This is a genomic window from Phyllobacterium sp. CCNWLW183, assembly GCF_037203775.1.
Lineage (GTDB): Bacteria > Pseudomonadota > Alphaproteobacteria > Rhizobiales > Rhizobiaceae > Phyllobacterium > Phyllobacterium ifriqiyense.
Genome location: NZ_JBBCBN010000007.1, coordinates 239,678 through 259,941 on the forward strand (window position 1 = coordinate 239,678; position 20,264 = coordinate 259,941).

Annotated in this window: 13 protein-coding genes and 1 pseudogene; 1 reads left to right on the forward strand and 13 read right to left on the reverse strand. The window is 54.8% G+C overall.

Features of this window, described 5'->3' with window-relative positions; genetic code table 11:
• Positions 1-4: 4 nt before the first annotated feature.
• From V9K95_RS17145 to V9K95_RS17200, 12 genes are all read right to left on the reverse strand, one after another.
• Positions 5-4,456 (reverse strand): YadA-like family protein, encoded by a 4,452-nt coding sequence (locus tag V9K95_RS17145; RefSeq protein ID WP_442958574.1) that lies wholly within the window; start codon positions 4,454-4,456, stop codon positions 5-7.
• A 101-nt stretch (positions 4,457-4,557) separates the two neighbouring features.
• Positions 4,558-4,971, reverse strand: coding sequence for a hypothetical protein (locus V9K95_RS17150; protein WP_336441399.1), 414 nt, complete (start codon positions 4,969-4,971; stop codon positions 4,558-4,560).
• A gap of 231 nt (positions 4,972-5,202) precedes the next feature.
• On the reverse strand, positions 5,203-5,973 hold the full coding sequence (locus tag V9K95_RS17155) for an AraC family transcriptional regulator (RefSeq protein ID WP_336441398.1): 771 nt from the start codon (positions 5,971-5,973) through the stop codon (positions 5,203-5,205).
• Between the two features lie 628 nt (positions 5,974-6,601).
• Positions 6,602-7,039, reverse strand: coding sequence for a hypothetical protein (locus V9K95_RS17160; RefSeq protein ID WP_336441397.1), 438 nt, complete (start codon positions 7,037-7,039; stop codon positions 6,602-6,604).
• 566 nt (positions 7,040-7,605) lie between these two features.
• The gene (gene fhuB, locus V9K95_RS17165) at positions 7,606-9,606 is read right to left on the reverse strand and encodes a Fe(3+)-hydroxamate ABC transporter permease FhuB (RefSeq protein ID WP_336441396.1); all 2,001 of its coding nucleotides are present in this window, start codon (positions 9,604-9,606) and stop codon (positions 7,606-7,608) included.
• A 5-nt stretch (positions 9,607-9,611) separates the two neighbouring features.
• On the reverse strand, positions 9,612-10,430 hold the full coding sequence (locus V9K95_RS17170) for an ABC transporter substrate-binding protein (RefSeq protein ID WP_336441395.1): 819 nt from the start codon (positions 10,428-10,430) through the stop codon (positions 9,612-9,614).
• A gap of 80 nt (positions 10,431-10,510) precedes the next feature.
• Positions 10,511-12,748 carry a TonB-dependent siderophore receptor gene (locus tag V9K95_RS17175; RefSeq protein WP_336441394.1) on the reverse strand — a complete coding sequence of 746 codons (2,238 nt, stop codon included), beginning with the start codon at positions 12,746-12,748 and terminating at the stop codon, positions 10,511-10,513.
• A 656-nt stretch (positions 12,749-13,404) separates the two neighbouring features.
• A complete protein-coding gene (locus tag V9K95_RS17180) occupies positions 13,405-14,469 on the reverse strand; it encodes an ABC transporter ATP-binding protein (RefSeq protein ID WP_336441393.1) in 1,065 nt (354 codons plus the stop codon).
• Entirely contained in the window at positions 14,469-15,515 is a 1,047-nt protein-coding gene (locus V9K95_RS17185; RefSeq protein WP_336441392.1) for an NAD(P)-dependent alcohol dehydrogenase, read from the reverse strand. The genes V9K95_RS17180 and V9K95_RS17185 overlap by 1 nt, the downstream gene beginning before the upstream one ends.
• A gap of 5 nt (positions 15,516-15,520) precedes the next feature.
• Positions 15,521-16,339 carry an ABC transporter permease subunit gene (locus V9K95_RS17190; RefSeq protein WP_115054905.1) on the reverse strand — a complete coding sequence of 273 codons (819 nt, stop codon included), beginning with the start codon at positions 16,337-16,339 and terminating at the stop codon, positions 15,521-15,523.
• A complete protein-coding gene (locus V9K95_RS17195) occupies positions 16,336-17,199 on the reverse strand; it encodes a carbohydrate ABC transporter permease (protein WP_115054904.1) in 864 nt (287 codons plus the stop codon). The genes V9K95_RS17190 and V9K95_RS17195 overlap by 4 nt, the downstream gene beginning before the upstream one ends.
• Before the next feature lie 70 nt (positions 17,200-17,269).
• Positions 17,270-18,520: an ABC transporter substrate-binding protein gene (locus V9K95_RS17200; protein ID WP_336441391.1), complete on the reverse strand. Its 1,251-nt coding sequence runs from the start codon at positions 18,518-18,520 to the stop codon at positions 17,270-17,272.
• A gap of 139 nt (positions 18,521-18,659) precedes the next feature.
• Here V9K95_RS17200 and V9K95_RS17205 point away from each other — a divergent pair, with 139 nt between their 5' ends.
• Positions 18,660-19,583 (forward strand): AraC family transcriptional regulator, encoded by a 924-nt coding sequence (locus tag V9K95_RS17205; protein WP_336441390.1) that lies wholly within the window; start codon positions 18,660-18,662, stop codon positions 19,581-19,583.
• Between the two features lie 58 nt (positions 19,584-19,641).
• Here the strand turns inward: V9K95_RS17205 and V9K95_RS17210 are convergent.
• A pseudogene (locus tag V9K95_RS17210) lies at positions 19,642-20,219 on the reverse strand (inositol monophosphatase family protein).
• Between the last annotated feature and the right edge of the window lie 45 nt (positions 20,220-20,264).

The following is a 20,264-nucleotide window of genomic DNA, read 5'->3' on the forward strand; positions in this document are numbered from 1 at the left end:
TGCCTCAGTTCAACGTGAAACTGAGACCGGCTCCCACACCCCAATGGCCGCCGGCCGTAGTACCTGAGAGATTTGCACGTACCCGGCCGTTTTCGCTTGTGTACCCTGTGCCAAAGGCGAGAGCACCGGCATCGCGCCAGTAACCGCCGCCCACCGCCACACTGACCTTTCCGGGCCTATCATCATAACGCAATGAAGCAGCGGCGAGACCGATGGCTGCGGCTTGGCGAGCTTCGTCGCGGATCGAGTCGAACTCCTGATTGAGCTGCCCGAATTTCTGATCCGTGTAGCTATTGGCCTCATTCAAAGTTGTTGTTGCGACGCTATCTGTATAGTCGTTCGATGTCTTAATGGCGTAGGTCACATTTTCCTTCAGCTGCGAGACATTGACGGCATCATTGTCGGCAACGCCTTTTCCAACATTGGAAATGACAACCGGTGCATTAACATCACCTCCTTGGAGGGTGATATTATTTGTTTTTTTGCCGTCTTTGATATCGTAAAAGACGGCATTGTTGTTGATACTACCAATTCCGCCTTCCAAATCCTCAATCGCGGAGTTGGTAGCATGCAATTGCGATCCATTGATCGCATCTGTACTGTCCGCAGCAATGCGTCCCGCTGCTACGTTTGTGATTGTCCGTTCCGCTCCGTCAGCGCCGACACTGACGGTCCCCACAGGCGTCGTTCCAGCAAAATCATACTGTTTGCCGCGAATGGTGGTGCCGGCGGTTCCGACAGCCGTCTCCGTGACAGATCCAGAGCCGAGGGCGACATCATTGGCATTGTTCGCCTGAGCGCCTTCGCCGAGCGCCACGGAGCCCACGCCGGTTGCTGCCGCGCCATGGCCGGCCGCAAGGCTGTCGGTGCCGGTAGCGATGCTTTCCGGACCAATCGCCACGCTGTCCGTACCCGTTGCCGATGAATCGGCCAGTGTGGAATTGGCGTGGAAATATTTGATGCCGCCGCCATTGTTGATCTGGTTGTTGAGATTGGTGATGCTTGCATCGACGGCGGTGAACCCATCATAGACGGTCGTATAGCTGCCGCCCTGGATATTATAGGTCGGGCCAGTGATCGTGCCGTCGGGATTGACGACGGCACCGCCACCGAGATTGTTGGTGATCTGCGTGCCCAGACCGCGCAGCTGGCTGACATTGACCGCATCCGTTTCGGCGGAACCGGCCGCGAGATTGGTCAGTTTGCGTTCCGTGCCCACCCCGCCGATGGAGACTTCGCCGAAGGAAGTCTGCGGAGCCGCAAGCGCAAAAGCCGTATAGCCGGTCTGCGCTCCGACAGTCGTCACCGACTGCGCGCCGAGGGCGACGCTGTTGATGTGATTGCTGTCGGCACCGGCTCCGAGGGCAACCGACTGGATACCGGCTGCCGTGGCCTGGGTGCCGAGCGCAATGCCGTCGGCGAGGAGCACATGCGCGCCCTGGCCGATGGCCGTTCCACCCGGTGCCGTTTGATCGACGATCGCGCCATTGCCGATGCCGACGCCATTATCGCCATTGACGACGGTGGTCGGGCCGACGGCGATCGATTCCGCACCGACGGCGAGAGAGTCGCCGGCGACCGAATTGGCGTGGAAATATTTGGACGGCGTTGCAGCAACCGAAGCGATGGCGCCTTGGAGCTGGCGTATTGTCACGGCGTCCTGCGAGTCCGTACCATCAGCGACATTGGTGATCTGGCGGTAGGATGTGGCCGTGCCGACCGAAACCGCGCCGAGCAGCGACTTGTCGGTAGTGTTGTATTCGATGAAGTTCGTCGGACCCGCCGCGATCTGGCCCGTTGCAGGCGCCAGCACACGGTCCGAGACCGACCCGGAGCCGAGGGCCACACCGCCGAGGATGGTGGACTGGCTCTCCCGTCCAAGTGCCAGCGAACTTTCGGCAATCGCCGTGGCATTGTAGCCGACGGCGGTCGAACCAACCCCCTGGGCCGACGAGTCGCTCACCGCCAGCGTCCGGTCATTGGTGCGGACATAGCGGATGCCGTCGCCATTGGCGTCGGTATAGGCAGTGGAGGTATCGCCCGCGATATTGTTGATCGTATCGCCGATGTCGCCGATGGAGGCGCCGAGATTGGCGATGTCGGTCGTATTGGTCGTTACCTGCTGGTTGGTCGCGAAGAGCTGCGAACCGTTGACGGCATCCGTGGAGGCGCCGGAGAGCTGGCCCGCCGCGACGTTCTGCACCTGGCGTTCCGCGCCCGCGGAACCGACGGAGAGCGCACCGGCCGGCGCGCCTCCGGCAAATGCATAGTTCACGCCGCCGATAGTGGTGCCGCCAACTGCCGTCGTCACGCCGCTTACCGAATTGAGGCCTATCGCCACGTCACCGGCATTATTAGCCACGGCATTTGGACCTATCGCGACGGAATCCGTGCCGATTGCCTGCGAGTCGGGCAGCGTCGAATTGGCATGGAAATATTTGATGCCGCCGCCACTGTTGATGTTGGTGATCGTCGTGGCAACACTTTCGACTGCCTGGTTAGTCGCAAATAGCTGCGAGCCGTTGATGCCGTCGGTGGAAGCAGCACTAATGCGACCGGCAGCCACATTGGTGAGTGTGCGCTCTGCGCCAGCAGCGCCGATGCTTACGGTGGAGGAAGGAGTTGCAGTTCCGGCAAAGTTATATGTGGTGCCTGCGATCACGGTACTGGCGGTCCCCACCGCCACGTCGGTGACTGAGCCCGATCCCAATGCAACATCGTCTGCATTGTTAGCGACGGCTGTATCACCAAGTGCGACAGCACCAGCCGCGCCTGCACGGCTCGTATTACCCAGTGCGACCGAACCCTGGCCAATCGCCACGTTACTGTTGCCGATTGCTACCGCGCCATTGGCCATATTGGCTGCTGTAGCGCTTGCCGTGCCATCCGCATTAGCGATGTTGTTTGCGCCGCCGGTGAAGGCGCCGGTGCCGCTGGCATAGCTCGGATCGCCGATTGACACAGCGCCGTCGCCATAAGCGACATTGTCCGCGCCGATAGCCACCGACTTGCCCCCGCCTGCATTGGCTCTGGTGCCGATTGCGACGGCGTCGTCAGAGGTTGCTATTGCAGTATTGCCCATGGCGATCGCGCTGGCTGCCGTCGCCTGGCTTGCACGTCCCATCGCGATTGCGTCATTCTGCGATGCGGTCACGTCCGTGCCGATGCCGATGGCACTCGCCCCGCTGGCGCCTGTTCCAACAGTGCGCGCGCCGAGATAGACAGAGTTTAATCCTGATGCGGATGCGGCGATGCCGAGCGCCACGGCATTCTGGCCATTGGCAACCGCGCTGACGCCGAGAGCAGCGCTATTGATTCCGCTGGCGGCTGCGCCCAGTCCCAGCGCGATCGAATTCAAGGCAGTCGCTGTGGCATTGTTGCCGAGCGCCGTGGTGGAGGTGGCGGTAGCCTGCGCTCCCGAACCCGCCGCAAGAGCGCCGACACCACTTGCGAGGGCCTGATTGCCGAGCGCTGTGCCGAAATCGGCCGTTGCATTTGCGGCAGTGCCGATTGCGGTACCGGCGGTGCCGGATGAAACGGCATTGGTGCCGATCGCAATGCTGTTGGGCAGAGCCGTGTTGGCCTGAACGCCTGCGATTGCACCAAGGCCGAGCGCGATGGACTGATTACCCCAAGCGCTGGCGTTCCGCCCCATTGCTGTGGCACTTGTACCCGTCGCCCGGCTTTGGCGACCAATCGCAGTGGCATCGACCTGAGATGCCAATACGTCCGTGCCTATGGCAATGGCGCTCTCCTGAAGGGCGCCCCCTCCTGCAACAGTTCGGTTGCCGAGATTGACGGCGTTGATTGCGGTGGCGGTCGCCTGGAAACCAATGGCGATGGCGTTCTGATTGCTTGCGACAGCGGAATTGCCTTGGGCAATGGCATCCAGTCCGGAAGCGGTTGCCCCAAACCCAAGCGCGGTGGCGCGCAGTCCGGTTGCCCTGCTGACATAACCAACCGCCGTTGAGTTCACGCCGTCCGCCCGGGCGTTGAGGCCCAAGGCGGCTGCACCGGCGCGCGCAACGGAGTTGACGCCGATGGAGGTTGCTCCATCCGCTGTGGCCTGGGCGTTGCCGCCGATGGCGAGAGCGTTGACGCCGTTCGCGCCCGCGAAGACACCTATGCCGATCGAATTGAGGCCATTGACAGTCATCGAATAGCCGATAGCAATTGTCGCGTCACCAGTTGCGGAATTCGCGGTGCCGAGCGCCACGCTGTTATTGCCATTCGCTGTGGCAGTGTTACCGATGGCGACGGCGTTGCCGCCTGTCGCCGAACCGCCGCCAGCTTGGTACTGCGCATGGGCAGCTCCGGAAAAGCCAAGTGCGATGCTCATCGTCAGCGCGCCGAGCGCCGTGGTCGAATGCAGATTGCCGCCTACGCCCAACGTCCCAAGGCCTAAACCCTTGCGCTGAACACCAAGAACGCGATGCGCCAGGCGAAGTATTGCCATTAACCGGCGACGATGCGACCGATCCCCGGATCTGACCCAGTTTTGGTCTTCAGCTTGTATGAGATGAGACATAGGCTTAATAGAACGATTCATGCATTCAATCATGGCTTTTCCTCGCTGTTGACCAGGCGTTCCGGGGGACTGGAATTCGCATTTTCGCCTGCAGTTTCCTCAGTGTTGTGCGCGCGATCCAGCAACGCACTTCCTATTGTTGCGCCTTTGCTCTCGATGAGTTGCCGGGCACTTTCGACCCATGGCTGTGAAGCCTGTGGTACAGCATGAAGCGCAGCCTCGGTGCGCTCCGGCGGAAGCTTGATCGAAATCAGCGACTGGCAGATTTGATAATGGGAAGCAGGTTCGGTCTCACCAAACCGCGGTGTGGTGAGACCCAGCACAAAACATGCAAAGAGATGATCAAGCTCTGCTGCGCTCATGCGGCCCGCATACTGCTTATCAATCACAGACCAAACCGCTTCGATTTTGGGAGCAAAAACTTCGATGTCAGGAGACTGCATCTGACTCATCTTTGGCAAAGCCAATTGGAATCATGATTGCAGAAACCTGTCATACGCCCCCCATCGCAAAGCGAAATTCCTCGCAGTCCATTATGGCCGCCAAGAGCTATTGACAGGTCAATTTTTGAACAAAGTCATTACACAGAAAAGCCGCAATTGCAGAATCGTGCGCAAATAAGCCTTTCGAATGAGGTATTTCTAACTAATTCGATGTATCTGGTAACAAATATCTCACTCGGTGAACCCGGTATTACCGGCGGCCCGAATCTGGCCGGGCGTGAGATTTTTAAGCCGTTTCATGGTATTCGTGAGATGACTCTGGCTTGAAAATCCTGATCGATGTGCAATTTCAAAGATTGGAAGATTGGTTTGCGTCAGCAACGTTTCCGCTTCCTCAAGACGAACCTTTGTAAGATATTGATGTGGAGGCATACCGAGAGTGAGCGTAAAAGCACGAATGAAGTGACTGGGTGAAGACTGAACAACCCTGGCCATCGAAAGTATCGTGAGATTTTCTGCCATATTTTGATGAATATATTCGCGAATGCGCTTCACATGATGTCCGGCTAGCCGCGCCTGCGTCATTGGCTTTGCAATTTTATGTGCAGAGTAAGTTCGGATGATATGAACGGCCAGCACCGTCATTAAAGCGTCTAGATACACCGGATTGACGGCGGTGCTGGATAATTCCTTTGCCATCGCAGTGCCAATGCGAAGTGCTCTAAGATCAACGTGACCAAATTTAGGAGGGCGGAGATCCCAACTATTGCCGTCAAGTTCGGTGGCTGCCAAGGCTGCATAGGCAGCCCGTCCAAATGCCACTGCAACATTCTTTTTTATGCCTGACCAGCGAAGGGTTCGGTCAATCTCCGCAGGATTAATGACTACAGCCCCCGCAGGCGCATTAAATTGATATGTCCTGTCACTTGCAAACGCAGCTTCCATGCCAGGCGACGGTGAAAGCATAATACTGGCAAAATCCACGTTGGTATGAAAACTCATCGAGCCGGCTGATCTGGTAGCTTTGATAACTGCGCCAATGGCTGTCTCAAATCTGGGTCCGACGCTCTCTGGAATTGCGGTTAATATTCCAGACGAATTCGAAAGGTCGAGCTGTACAAGCGAATGAGAAATTATCGGCGTATTCATGTAATACTATGCACCGGAGTTTGTATTCAATGATATGCGAAACCCTTGCCGGAAAGGACAAGAGATACGCAACTCTTCATTGAGCAACGTTGATTTGTAATGTCTTGGTTAAATGCATCGTAAAGTTCGCCAACTTGTCAGCGTTCGGACGCTTCAGGCCGGTGACACTCTCCATGCCAACTTCAAGCCGAAAAAATCATATAAACCATAAGTTGTAAATGTCGGAAATTGTTAGCGCTGAGTTGAAATGATTAAGAAAAGCTGCGTCAAAGATTTTGCGGCCATCATAAACACCTATAAAACATATAATTACTTATGAACATTGAGAGAGGCTGACATTCCCTTCGCTAACGTCATTTTCGAGATTTTATAGCAATAACTTGCAACAAAAATAGTTTTCTGCAACATCTCGAACAGCGGTAAAGGATCCATTTAAAACGTGGCATCATTATTTTGCTACCGCCGTCGCATCAGCGGCAAACTATAAGCTCTTGATAGTCATTGGCGAATTAAAGGACCTCTCTTCCTGTGACGCAGACCTACCCAAGAGATGTTCCAGAATTTCTTTCACAATTTTCGGTTCGAACGGTTTAGCCAATACTCTCACGCTCGGTGGCAAACCTGCCGGAATGATAGCTTCTTCAACGGTAACAATGAGAGCCAGCTGCGGAAACTGCGCAGCTATCATTGTTATGTAGTTTTCGTCTGTGGTTTTTCCTGTTGATTCATACTCCGCAATAACGACACTTATCTCCGCGCGCGCTTTCAGTAGGACCATGGCTTCTTCCATGGTGGCCACATCAAAAACTTTGAGACCGGACGCTTCTAGGTATTCGCAAATGAAGAAATTCAGGATGACGTCTGGCTGTATAAGAAGTACTGTAATGGGCTGCCTCAGTTCCGATTTAAACTCGTTCATTTAGCCCTACTGCCTACAAAAGAGTGAATGCTGAACGCGCACCCGGCAAAATTCAAATTAAATTCATAGTATCGTCCACTGCCGTTAAAATATAGTCTCGTTATTCAAACAAGTACTCTGGCACCAATGGCGCTGTATAGTGCTTTCCTGTGGAACGACAGAACCGATGAAAATGTGCAAATCTGCCGCGGGCATGCAGATTATTTAACGCTACGAGCCGCTTCCTGTGCCGTGGAAAAAGCCCTGCCGCTAATATCCGATGTTTCGTAGTCGGAGCCGGCCAAATAGCCAAATCCTATCAAAACAGCGATGCAAGCAGCCAATAGTAATTTATGCCAGTTATACACCTCACCCCCCCACGATCATGTCACAACAAGAACGATAAAAACCGCCCCAGTGTTGTCGAAGATATTCGCGGATGCATATCGATCTATATGTCATTGATCGGGGCTGTTAAAGCCCCGTGCCACTATCAGCGACTTCGCTCAATAATATACCGCTGTAAAATGTAACGATATCCAATTGTAAGTCATTGGCTAAACATTTTCAGTCGGGGCCGTGCAATATCACGAACGACGCGTTCTCATTAGCACAATAAAATAGGGACCGCCCACAAGTGCAGCCAGAAGCCCGGCAGGAATCTGCCACGGGAAGATAAGCATTCGGCCGGCCCAGTCCGCAAGCATCAGCATGAGTCCGCCAAGGAGCCCCGCGGCGGTAAGTTGAGGCAAGGCCCTTTGAAACCCGAGGACACGCGCCATGTGCGGTGCCATCAAACCAACAAAGCTCAGCGGTCCAATAATCAAAGTCGACGCCGCTGTTGATGTTGCGATCAAAACGAGCAGGATGATTCGTACCCGGTTAGCCCCAAGACCTACTCCTCGCGCAGCGGCTATGCCTAGCGGCAATATCTCCAGCCAGCGCGCGGTCAGCGGTGCAATCCCCACAAGAATAACCGTGATGATCCCCGCGATGATGGCATCATCTGTTGTCGCCGTGTAGGTCGAACCGGATAACCAGGCTAACAATATACCCAGTCGCGGATCTCCGCTGGCCAAAACGATCGCCGATGCCGCCGATGCCATTGTTGCCACGGCAACACCGCTGAGCAGCAGTCGCTCGGGGGCTAACGCCTTTCGATAACCCATCGGTGCAATCAGCAGCAGGCTAACAAGCGCCCCCGCCAATCCAGCCAGGAACATTGCCGGACGACTAAAACTCGCCATTGAAATAAACAGCAAAAGCACGCCGAGGGCAGCGCCGCCTGAAATGCCCAGCACCTCAGGTGCCGCCATTGGATTACCGGTCATGCGCTGGATGAGTACACCTGCAAACGCCAACATAATACCCGCCGACAGTGCCACAACAACCCGTGGCGCCCTGAGGGGCAAGAGATAGCCAAGTTCATCGGATGTAGCCCAATACCAGCCATTAATATCACGCCCGGCGGCAAGGGTCAGACAGAGGAAAAACCCGAGTACTAAAAGGCCGGCCAACAACCAGGGCAAAGCATTGCGCCGGCGGAACACTGATGACGCATCTCCGTTTTTGTGTGGTGCGATGCGCAACTTCGGTAGCAGCAGCAACAGCAACGGCGCACCAAGAAACGCTGTTGCAGTACCGGCAGGAATTTCCGACAAAAATGGCAATATCTGCACAACCCGATCAGTCAGCCAAAGCAGGGAAGCGCCTAAAAGCGGTGCCCAGATCATGCGTTGGTGCAGCGTTCGCGCACCGGCAAGCCGAGTCAGAACGGGCGCTGCCAAGGCCACAAAGCTGATGACACCAACAGCCGCTGTGGCGATAGCGCTAAGAATCACTGCAACCGCCAATCCCGTCATCCGTGTCAAAGTCGGGTTGTTGCCCAGGCTCGACGCTCCCTCGTCAGCCAGATCAAGGATTTGTAATGGGCGTACGAGCAGGAAGGCCGCTGCCGCGCCCGCCAACAACCAGGGTGTCAGCGCAAAAGCCGTGGCATCGCCATTCTGTATAAGTGATCCACTCTGCCAGATGTACAATTCCTGGGAATATTCGCGATTGGCAGCCATCAAGAAGGCACTTGCAGAACTGAAGGTGAGGCTGACGATCAGCCCCCCGATAATGATCCTTATTGGAGAAAAACCGCGTCCCGACGCCAAGGAGAAAACGATCAGTGTACTTATTGTGCCACCGGCGATAGCCACCCACTCCCGTCCATGTTCCAGCATCCACGGCGCATAGAGGGTCGCAAGAGTTAAGGCGACACTGGCGCCTGCATTGGTGCCAATTGTTGTCGGTTCGGCAAGAGGATTGCGCAGGATTTGCTGGAACAGCGTGCCGGCAAGCCCGAGTGCAGCCCCAACCAACAGGCTGATTGCAAGACGTGGCAGGAAAGCATGGCGGTAAAGCAGCTGCCGGGGATCGGTAAAGTCGGCATTGCTGATCGCACGCCCCCAGAACTCGGTGGGCAGCAGTCGCAGAAGGTCGGATATGGTGAGGGATGCGGCGATGAACGCGGGAATGCCAACGAGCAAAGGAAGAAGCCATATTCCAGTGTTCCGCCGCGTTGTTGTTTTTGTCAGTTGCATGACCGTCATGTTTGCGCAAGCAGCGTGGCGAAACGGGCGGCCGCAGCCAGCCCGCCGAACGGCCAGACAGGGGGAATTGTTGTAACATTGCCTGCCCTGACGCAAGGGAGGCTCTTCCAAAGCGTACTTTGTTCGATTCTGATCTTCACATGCGGCGGAATCGGGTCGAGCGAGATCAGCCGCGCGTTACCGATCGCCACAAGTTCCTCGATACCCATCGTCGAAAACCCCCAACTTCCGGTTTCTCCGGTCCACGCATTGATAAGCCCAAGCCTATCCAGCACGTCCTGGAAAAGACTTGACCTACCATAGACACGCACATGCCGATCGTCGAACATGCTGACCACAGCGAGGGGACTACCGCCTTGGTCCGCCAGCATCTTTTTGGTCCTGGAAATCGTAGCCGCCGTGCTTTCAATCACCTCATGCGCTTGCGTTTGCCGACCAAGCCTCTCGGCCAATCTCAGCGTCTCGCTCTCGGCCTGACCATATGGTGTCCCGCCGGTGCCGTCGTAAAGTGCTACCGTATGCAGCGGTGCAATCTTCGCAAATGGACCTCCCTCGAGTCCGTAGCCATGAGCGCTGACGATCATATCAGGATTGAGCTTGAGCAAGACCTCAAGATTGGGCTCACCACGGGAGCCTAAATCAAGACAGTCATCAGACAGCCGGGGTGCCACAACCCAGTCACGGTAACCTTTAAGATCGGCTACCGCTACAGGCTGGATACCCAGCGAGACGACAAGTTCGGCCGAGGCCCATTCAAGACAAGCCACTCGCGGCATATTTGCTGCACGCGCGACCGGAATTTGGGCAACCAACATTGTCGCAAGCCCTCCGATACATTGCCGCCGTGTTGGGTATTTGAGGCAAATGGATCGTTTGTTATATGTTCGTGTCCCGTTCACCAGCGATACTTCACCGAGCCCGTAATCTTGCGGCCCTCTCCATAGAAGCAACCGGAGGTGCGATTGAAGCAGGAGGCAACATATTGCTTATCGAAAAGGTTGCTGGCATTGAGCTGGAATTTCATGTTCTTCCAGTCATAGTGGATGGCGGCATCGACCAGTGTTGCCGACGGCACCTTGAAAGAATTGTCATCATCGCCAAAGCTTGATCCGATATAGCGGGCGCCGACACCCGCGCCGAAACCTTCGAGCACGCCAGTTTTGAACGTATAGTCGCCCCACAGCGACATTCGGTGGCGCGGCACGCCGGAAGGCATATTGCCACCTGTGCCTTCGCCATCATCGCGAATCTCCATATCTGTATATGCGTAAGCGAGTTTTATATCCCAACCGGAATCGAGGCTGGCAACGCCTTCAACTTCAATACCCCGCGAGCGAATTTCTCCTGTCTGGAAACGCTCATTGCCAATAGTGCGAGAGACATTCTCACGGGTAAGATCAAAGGCAGCAACGGTTACGAAGCTGTTCCAGCCTTTTGGCTGATATTTGATACCGACCTCGTACTGCTCACCGGTCCCTGGCTTGAAGGTTTCACCGCCGCTTCCCGTGCCCAATGTCGGATAAAATGATGTTGAATAACTGACATAGGGCGCCAGGCCGGTGTCGGAGAGATAAACGAGGCCAACCCGGCCCGTGAATGCACTATCAGACTGCTCGCTTTCGCTGTGCGAAAGCTTGTCGAGTATTGTGCTTTTTGTCCAATCCTGTCGACCGCCGAAAGTAAGCGCCCAATTATCATACTTGATCTGATCTTGCGCGTAGAGACCGGCCTGCCACTGGCGAGTGTTGGTATCCTTGTAAGAAATGATATCGGACACCGGGGCGCCGTAGACGGGATTAAAGATATCATCAAGCGGTGCAACTGTTCCCGAGCCACCCCAATCCTTGTAATCAGTGTACTGGTAGTCGAATCCCATCAGCAGCGTGTGTGCAAGCGGCCCCGTGTCGAACTCGGCCTGGGCCTGATTGTCGACCGAAAAATTGCCGAGCGTTGAGCTCCCGGCGTCGACATAGCGGTGGTAGGTATGGCCGTCCGGATCAAGGCCAGGAGAAAGATCAGGATTGGGATTGGCCCCGCCGCCGAACACGCCAAGCTGCTTATCATTGCTAAGATAAGAATAGCGAAGGTTCTGCCGAACGAGCCATGTGTCATTCATCCGATGCTCGAACTCATAACCCGCCATGGCAAGTGTTGGAGAAAACTCATCGAAACCCGGTTCGCCAACAAAGCGGCTGTTCGGCAAACGCTTGCCGTTCAGCCCCGGAAAGACAGTGCCATCGGCGGGTAGAAATTGGATACCCCAGCCTGTTTTGTCACGTTGGTAGGTGGCAAGCAGCGTCAGGCTGGTGTCGGCATCGGGCTGCCACTTCAGCGAGGGCGCTATAAAGATGCGGTCGTCGTTGACAAAATCTACACCGGTTTCACCATCACGAAACAAGCCTGTCACCCGATAACTCAGCACGCCGTCCTTGTCGAAGACACCTCCCATATCAAACTGGGTCTGATAGCGGTTGAAGCTACCGGCACTGACTTCGATTTCCCGGAACGTTTCGCCAGTTGGGCGCTTGCTCACATAGTTGATAATGCCGCCGGGACTGTTCTGGCCATAAAGGACAGAGGCCGGGCCATGCAATATTTCCAGGCGTTCGGCACCATAGGGGTCAAGTGACAGGAAGGTGGCAAAATCCGTTCCCTTCAGCCGCAAGCCATCCTTATAAAAAGCCTCGTCCGATACACCAAATCCACGAATTTGCAGACCATAACCACGCGTGTCATTACCCCACAATTCTCCTGCGACACCGGCAGTGTAACGAAGCGCATTGCCCAGGCTCTCCACCCGCTGTGCCTTCATCTGATCCGCCGTAACGATCGAGATCGACTGCGGGTTTTCGATCAGCGGCGTATCGCTTTTGGAACCAGTCGCACTGCGGTTAGCAACATAACCATCGACGGGCCCCCAGGCATTTTCGACGCGCAGCGTGATAGGGTCAAGGAGAATGGTATCACTTTCTTGCGCCTGTGCAGAGGAGATGGCAATAATCCCCGATCCCAACATCGCCCGGGATAGGCCTAGTAACCGTCGTTTAATCGGACTTAGACGAGAAACAGAAAAGGCTACGCATGCGCGCCGATCCTTGCGGCGATCAGCATCGAAACTCGCGAAAACAACCACGTGAAAAATCCCCAGCTTTTGACACTACGCGTCTGCCAGCGAATCCCCCGCCGACTTTTCTTGACTAAGATACTCATCTTTCCTAGTCAACCTTAAGTTGAGTAGGGTTCTGGGCAAAAGTTGCGTCGTTTTGAGAACTCTGGGTAACGGTGCTAGGACTTCGCATTACTCGGACGCTAAAGCGTACCGTTGCGGCATCACGCTTAAAAAAAGTGGAGATCAAGCAAAGCCAAAGCGACTTGTGGCACGGCTAAGTACCTTAATAGCATACTAAAAAGAGTGCTCGAAGGACTAAAAATCCATCAAAAACATTTCGCCCGCATACCATAGCCAGATTAGCAGACATGTTGTGCCTGCGAGGACGTTGCCTATTCTTAAACGGCCTGTGGCATGCCATGCCAATACATAATTAAGAATGACAATAATCGGAAGGAGTACTAGAACAGGCATAAACTTTCTTTCATTATTACGTTGCGTTTTCGACTGCACAATACCTATGCTTAGAGCCAAATATTATGGCAAATGCGATAGCTGCGATTATTGCGGCGGTCGGCCTGCATTGGCACCTATAATATTACTGAAGATACAAGCCACCGAAGCTTGTCGACGGGAAATAATTAGCTGTCAGGCCAAAGCTTCAAAAGTTTGTCCGTTCATCACGCGACTTTGTGCACTGCAAATCGTTTTTCTGTTTCGGGGTCAAATAGGTGCAGTTCGTGAGCAGCAACATCTATGCCCACAACATCACCTTCCTTGATGGCGGTAGCCGCGGGTACAGCAATGCTGATCTCATGGCTATTGTTGCGCAATGTCACAAGTCTCGTCTCTCCGTGAAACTCGTTACGCTCGACTCGACCGCGTAACCCACCCCCTTCATCAGTCAGTTGAAATGCTCCTGGTCGGATCCCTACGGTAACGGGGCCAGGTCTGATCGCGAAAGGCGCCTTGAACCTGGCACCAGAATCGCCAATCTCACCATTAAGCGCCTGTAATTGCATGAAGTTCATGTTTGGCGTTCCGATGAAGCCGGCGGCAAACAGGGTGGCTGGAGATTGGTAGATTTCTTCAGGCGTGCCCATCTGCTCTATACGCCCGTCCTTCATCAAAACGATCTTGTCAGCAAGTGTCATCGCTTCGAGCTGGTCATGCGTAACGTAAATGCTCGTCGTCTTTAGATCCCGGTGCAGGCGCGCAATCTCGACACGCAAGCTACCGCGAAGCTTTGCGTCTAGATTAGATAATGGCTCGTCGAAGAGAAACACCTCCGGAGTTTTGATCATAGCACGCGCGATCGCCACGCGCTGTTGCTGGCCGCCCGACAGTTCAGTTGGTTTGCGGGACAGGTAGATGCCAAGACCGAGTGCCTCGACAACCGGAGCAAGGCGTTCGTTGATCGCGCCTTTTGCAATGCCGGCACGTTCCAGACCGAATACAATATTTTCCCGTACGCTCATATGTGGATAGAGCGCGTAATTTTGAAAAACCATAGCGATACCGCGATCTCCAGGGTCGTGGTCGTTCATACGTTGACCACCAATTAGAAGGTCACCGCTCGATATTTCTTCGAGACCGGCGATCATGCGCAGCATCGTTGACTTGCCACAACCTGATGGCCCGAGAAAGACGACGAATTCATGGTCATCTATCTTAAGGTTGAAATCGTGCATGACTTCCACCGAACCATAGACTTTGCGGATTCCACGGCATTCAACGGTCGCCATCAGTTCCCCTCCCCGTCCAGGATGATTTGCAGCTTCACATCTTCCGGACGCCCTTCGGCAGCGCGCTTGAAGGCCGCAATAGAGTCCTCAAATGCGAACGTGCCCGAGACGAGCGGCTTCAAATCGACCTTTCCGGCGGCGATGAGAGCCAAGGCGCGATCAAAGACGTTAGCATAGCGAAACACGGTTTCTATCCGACACTCGCGTGAGCATGCAGCAGCAATATCCATCGGGACGGGCTCAACTGGCAAGCCCACGAGGACCACGGTTCCACCAGGTCTCACGATTTTGAAAAGATCGGCGATAGCGGCCGACGCACCGGAGCATTCGAATACTATATCGGCACCCCAGCCACCTGTGGCAGTGTCAACTGCATCGACGAGGTTCGTTTCTCGTACGTTGATGCCACTGATGCCGTCATAAGTTTCCGCAAGTTTCAATTTGATCGGGGAAACATCCGAAATCAGCACCCGCGAGCAGCCGCCGGCCAATGCTGCCAGTGCAACCATGATCCCGATTGTGCCGCAACCTGTTACAACTGCCGTGTCGCCAGGCGTAATGCGGGCACGTGCTGCGGCTTGCATGCCGACGGCGAAGGGCTCGACCATCGCTCCTTCGGCAAAGGACACATTGTCTGGCAGCTTGTAGGTAAATCCGGCTGGATGAACGGTTTCCGGGCAGAGCACACCATGCACCGGCGGTGTTGCCCAAAAAGTAACGGCGGGATCGACATTGTAGAGCCCGAGGCGCGAAGCACGCGACGAGGGATCGGGAATTCCCGGCTCCATGCACACCCGGTCACCGGCCTTAAGATGCGTGACGTTGGCACCGACTTCGGTCACGGTACCTGCGGCCTCGTGCCCAAGAACCATAGGCTCATTGAGCACGAAATTACCGATGCGGCCGTGGGTGTAATAATGTACGTCGCTGCCGCAAACTCCGACGGTATGGAGATGGACGCGTACATCATCTGGTCCCATCGTTCGGGCCAGATCGATATCGCGCAGCGTAAGTTCACCAACGCGCTCCAGGACAAGTGCTTTCATGAGATTTAACCTTGATCAGTTTTTTTGGAAAATGCGGCATTAAGTCCGCTCGCCATTACCCCAAGCAAAATGAGAGGTGGCAAGGACAAGAGAACGACGGCCGCGTTGAGAATGCCCCAAGGTACATTCATGCCGAGCTGTGACATTTCAGATGCAATGATTGGTAGGGTCTTTGCCTTGGATGTAGTGAGCATCATGGCGAGAAGAAACTCGTTCCAAACAAGCACAAAGGAAAAGGCAACGGCACCGAAAACCTGAAAGCGGACAATCGGAAGAGCGATGCGGAAGAAAGTGGCGTAGGGGCCTAATCCATCGACTCTGGCGGCCTCTTCGACATGCAGGCTAACACCTTCAAAAGCCGGAATCGACAACCAGATAGTGATTGAAGTCGTGACAATCAAATAGGTGACGATCAGGGACAGGCGGGTATCGTAGAGATCGAGGCCCAGCCAGATAACCAGCATCGGAATTGCAATTGCCACCGGTGGCAGAAAGCGCAGCGACAGAACAAAAAACTGCGCCTCAGCTGTGAGGCGGTTTTTGAATCTTGCAATAACATAGGCGGCAGGAATGCCAAGGACGGCCCCAAGCACGACGGCGCTCGTGCAGATGATGAGTGAATTGGTGAGCGCGCGAGCGACCGAGCGCCGGTTCAGCACGTAGCTCATATTATCCCAGACCGGCTGGAAGAAGAGCTTTGGCGTGCTGACCAGCAGGTCGGCATTGGTTTTAAAAGCGTTGAGCAAAGTCCATAGTAACGGCAGGACCACGAAGGCAGCCGCTAATATCAGCATCAGCCTGAGGAGCAATGTGGACAGTTTCACCGGTTCAGCCTCTTCCAGGTAAAGGTGAAGGTGACGATGGTCAGTACCATCATGATGACTGCCATTGATGAGGCATATGAGATTTTGCCGGATTCGATGAAACCTTGGGAATAGGCATACATGTCGAGTGTTTCCGTCGAGATGCCTGGGCCGCCCCGTGTCATGACATAAACCAGATCGAAGGAGCGCAGGCTTTCGATCGCCTTGACCAGAAGCAGGCTGATAAGCGGAGCCTTCAGCATCGGAAGTGTGACGTAGCGATGGACTTCCCAGCGCGTCGCGCGATCGATGCGTGCGGCTTCTAGAGGCTGCGGAGGAAGCGATTCCAGAAGCTTGAGAATAATTACCGCAAAGAAAAGCCCCCACTGCCAGACGTCGACGAATGCAACTGCAAACAGTGCCCCGAGCGGCGTGGAAAGGATATCTGGTGTACTGCCCGTGAGTTCGCGTACAGGCCAGGTCAAAGCGCCATACAAAGGATGAAAAGAGAATTTCCAAACAAAGGCAGCGCAGACGCGTGGCAAGAGGACCGGAATTATAAACAAGACACACAGGATATTCCGCACCCGCGGACCAGTCGCCTCAAACATGGCGATACTGAGCGCGATGCCCGTCAACATAGTTGCTGTGACGCTTACAACTTCCCATTTGAGCGACACCCACAAAGCATTGAGAAAACGGGCATCGGAAAACAAGGCTATATAATTGGCGAACCAAACGTAATCGGCCTGCGGCTGTGCCAGGGTTCTGTTCTGCAATGAAATATTGATTGCATAGATCGTCGGCACGAGCGCCAGAACAATCAGTATGACCAACGTTGGGCCGAGAAAAACGTAAGGCAGCGAACGCCTGCGGCGCATGGCAAAAATCCTCAACTGACAGGGTCGGGCGCGTCGTCTACGGCGCGCCCTTGGTAAAGGCTGACGGGTATCAAAGCTTGGTGGCGAAAGCCTCAAGCTCGTTGAGGGTTGCCTTGATATCCTTGCGGCTACCGGTGATGAGCTCTTCGAGCATGATCCCCCATTGATTACCCAATTCTTGCCAGCGCGGATCTTGCCAGAAGGTTACCTGTGTTCGGCTTCCCGTTTGAGCCATCGCGTCAGCAAGATTCTGACCAAAGGTCGCGGCATATTCCGGACTCTGGTAGGTGCTGGTGCGCGTCAACTCACCCGGTTGCCCCGCCGCCAGACGGCGCGCTTCCTGCTCTTTGGAAGTCGCCCAAGCAATGAACAGACCGGCGCAGGCTTTTTTCTCCTCGGTTGCATTGGCTTTTGCGGCGATGGCAAAGCCATGGGCATAACCGCCACCTGGTAGCGGCGTTGGGGGCACAGAGAAGGCTACTTTATCAGCCACCTGACTTTGCGCCTTGTCTACCGACATGCCGCCAAGGGGGGCGGATTCAATGATAATGGCGACCTTGCCAGCGCGGAATGCACCAGTCGATTCGTCCCAGGATCCGGTCTGCGTTCCGGGAGCGGAATATTTGAAAAGGTCCAAATAAGTCTGTGTAGCTTTCAGTGCGGCCTCTGAGTTAAATGCCGGCTTTCCATCTTTGAACCACTCCCCGCCATATGCCTTAAACAATGGCATCCAGCGCCAGACATTGGCACCCGAGCCCCGCTGTCCCCGCAGAGCCGTTCCGTACACGCCATTGTCGGGGTCGTGCAGTTTTTTGACGGCAGCCAGATACTCTTCCCACGTTTTTGGTGGCGCGATACCAGCTTTTTCCAGAAGATCCGTCCGATAGACCATCAGGTCGCCACCGCCCTGTATGGGTGCGAACCATTGCTTTCCTTCATAGGTCGCGGCTGCTCGCATACCCGCATCGAAATCATCATAGTTGTAGTCGGCGGGATAGTAGCCATCAAGCGGCACGATCCAGCCAGAAGAGGCGAATAGGGCGAGATTTGCCTCATCGACATAGTAGACGTCAAAGCTACCGACGGTGGATGCGTCAGCCTGCGACTTTGCGCGACGGTCGTTTTCGTTAAGGTAGCTGATTTCAAATCCTGCGCCGGACAATTTCTCGAATTCGTCCACATGCTCTTCCAGCAGCGTTAGTCCATCGCGTGGCTGGGCGAGGACGCGCACATCGTCGCTGCACTGAGCAGCGGCAAAGGCGTTGGACGCCGTAAAGATTGCAATTGCCGCGCAGCCAGCGCGGAGCCTGTTGAATGTCATAGTATCCTCCCTCGAACGGCAAAACTCCCTCGCCGTCTACGGGACCCATTGTGACTGGACTTGTCATCGGAACTAGTTTGCTTTTTGACTGAGAACTAATACTATTTTGACATTCTTCGCATATAAGGTGACTTGATGAATGCCAATTGCATCAGATTTCCCACATTCCGTTTCGGATACGTTCACTGCCACCCGAGAGCAAATCACTCTGCCTGGTGGCATGTCCTACCTCATCCGCCGGGATGACTATCCAAATCCGATCTGCATTTGGAATTATCATCCTGAATGGGAAATCCACTATATCCCTGACGCTTCGGGCTTTGCCTATGTCGGTGACTATATCGGTCCTTTTAAACCGGGGCATCTGATGCTGACTGGTACGAACCTTCCGCACAACTGGATCACACCAGGCGCGCCGCATCTGCCGGGACGCGATCTGGTGCTGCAATTCGATGCAGAAGCGCTAATGAACATACGCGCGGTCTGTCCGGAGTTTGATGTTCTCCACCGTCTGAAACCACTTGCCGCACGCGGTATCGAAATCATGGGGCCTGCTGCTCTGGAAATCGGTAGAAGAATCCTTGACCTTCACGAACATGAAAGAGCAGCAGGGCTTGGACTCTTCATCGAAATACTGAACAGCATTGAGAACGCCCCACAAAAGCGGCTTCTTGCCAGTGAGCATTTTATCTCATTCTACAACCAATTGTCCGACAGGCGTCATCGCAGGATCGATCAAGCCATCCAGATCATGCAATCCAGTCCTAGCGCGAAGATGCACGAGGTAGCCGAGCGTGTGGGTCTCGAGCCTTCCGCCTTTTCCCGCGCCTTCGGACGGCTGACAGGTATGAATTTCTCCACCTATAGCCGCTCGGTGCGTGTCTGGCGCGCCCGCACTTTGCTGGCGGAAACTGGAATGTCGATCACGGATATCTGCTTCGAAGCGGGCTTCAATAATCTGTCGAATTTCAACCGATATTTCAGAATGGAAACCGGCCTCACTCCACGATCCTATCGAAAGGCAGCAAGGATCAGAGCCAGGTCCATGATCACACGGCCATAACCATGGGGATACGCAATCAGTAGAGCCGAAAGCGCTTCACCTATTAACAGTCAGAAAATCACAACAGAATTCTAGTCTGACAAGCGGCCAGTCTACCATCGGCGACATGAGCAAGCATCATGGCTGAAGGGCCAAAGCGACGGTCCTCACAGCCATGATCCAGAATATGGCTGATCTGCTGGGCAGGCGCTGTTCCGCTCTTGCCTGATGTGAAGCCCACGCCGAACACTGATTTGTTGAGGGTCGCATCTTTGTTGACCGCTATCGGATCACCGTTACGAGTCGCGCCTCGATCCACGGCCGCGCTATATGACTCATCTTTAACAGGGTCGAAGATGACGCCAAGCATTAGCTTACCCTCTATGGTAGCACCGACCGACACACACCAGCTCGGACGATCGCGCATGAAGTTCGAAGTACCATCGATGGGGTCCAGAACCCAAACTACAAAATGGCGTGATGGGGAAATGCTTGATGCAACCTGTTCCGGATCAGCAATTCGACTGATTTATCAACCGCTATCACAAAGTCTTGCGGTCCCTTGGTTTCAATTTCCAAGGGTCCATTCTGCTTCAAATATGACATGACCAGCCGTCCAGCCGCCGGTGCCGTCGCTTCGGCTACAGCTTGCATCATCACAAAGTCATCGTCTTCGTTTGCCACTGTTCCGTCCCCTTCATT

Coding starts and splice junctions, on each gene's coding strand:
- V9K95_RS17170 (WP_336441395.1), bottom strand. CDS start 10,430: ATGTTGGTTGCCCAAATTCCGGTCGCGCGTGCAGCAAATATGCCGCGA.
- V9K95_RS17195 (WP_115054904.1), bottom strand. CDS start 17,199: ATGCGCCGCAGGCGTTCGCTGCCTTACGTTTTTCTCGGCCCAACGTTG.
- V9K95_RS17180 (WP_336441393.1), bottom strand. CDS start 14,469: ATGGCGACCGTTGAATGCCGTGGAATCCGCAAAGTCTATGGTTCGGTG.
- V9K95_RS17200 (WP_336441391.1), bottom strand. CDS start 18,520: ATGACATTCAACAGGCTCCGCGCTGGCTGCGCGGCAATTGCAATCTTT.
- V9K95_RS17160 (WP_336441397.1), bottom strand. CDS start 7,039: ATGAACGAGTTTAAATCGGAACTGAGGCAGCCCATTACAGTACTTCTT.
- V9K95_RS17155 (WP_336441398.1), bottom strand. CDS start 5,973: ATGAGTTTTCATACCAACGTGGATTTTGCCAGTATTATGCTTTCACCG.
- V9K95_RS17205 (WP_336441390.1), top strand. CDS start 18,660: ATGCCAATTGCATCAGATTTCCCACATTCCGTTTCGGATACGTTCACT.
- fhuB (WP_336441396.1), bottom strand. CDS start 9,606: ATGCAACTGACAAAAACAACAACGCGGCGGAACACTGGAATATGGCTT.
- V9K95_RS17185 (WP_336441392.1), bottom strand. CDS start 15,515: ATGAAAGCACTTGTCCTGGAGCGCGTTGGTGAACTTACGCTGCGCGAT.
- V9K95_RS17150 (WP_336441399.1), bottom strand. CDS start 4,971: ATGCAGTCTCCTGACATCGAAGTTTTTGCTCCCAAAATCGAAGCGGTT.
- V9K95_RS17145 (WP_442958574.1), bottom strand. CDS start 4,456: ATGGCAATACTTCGCCTGGCGCATCGCGTTCTTGGTGTTCAGCGCAAG.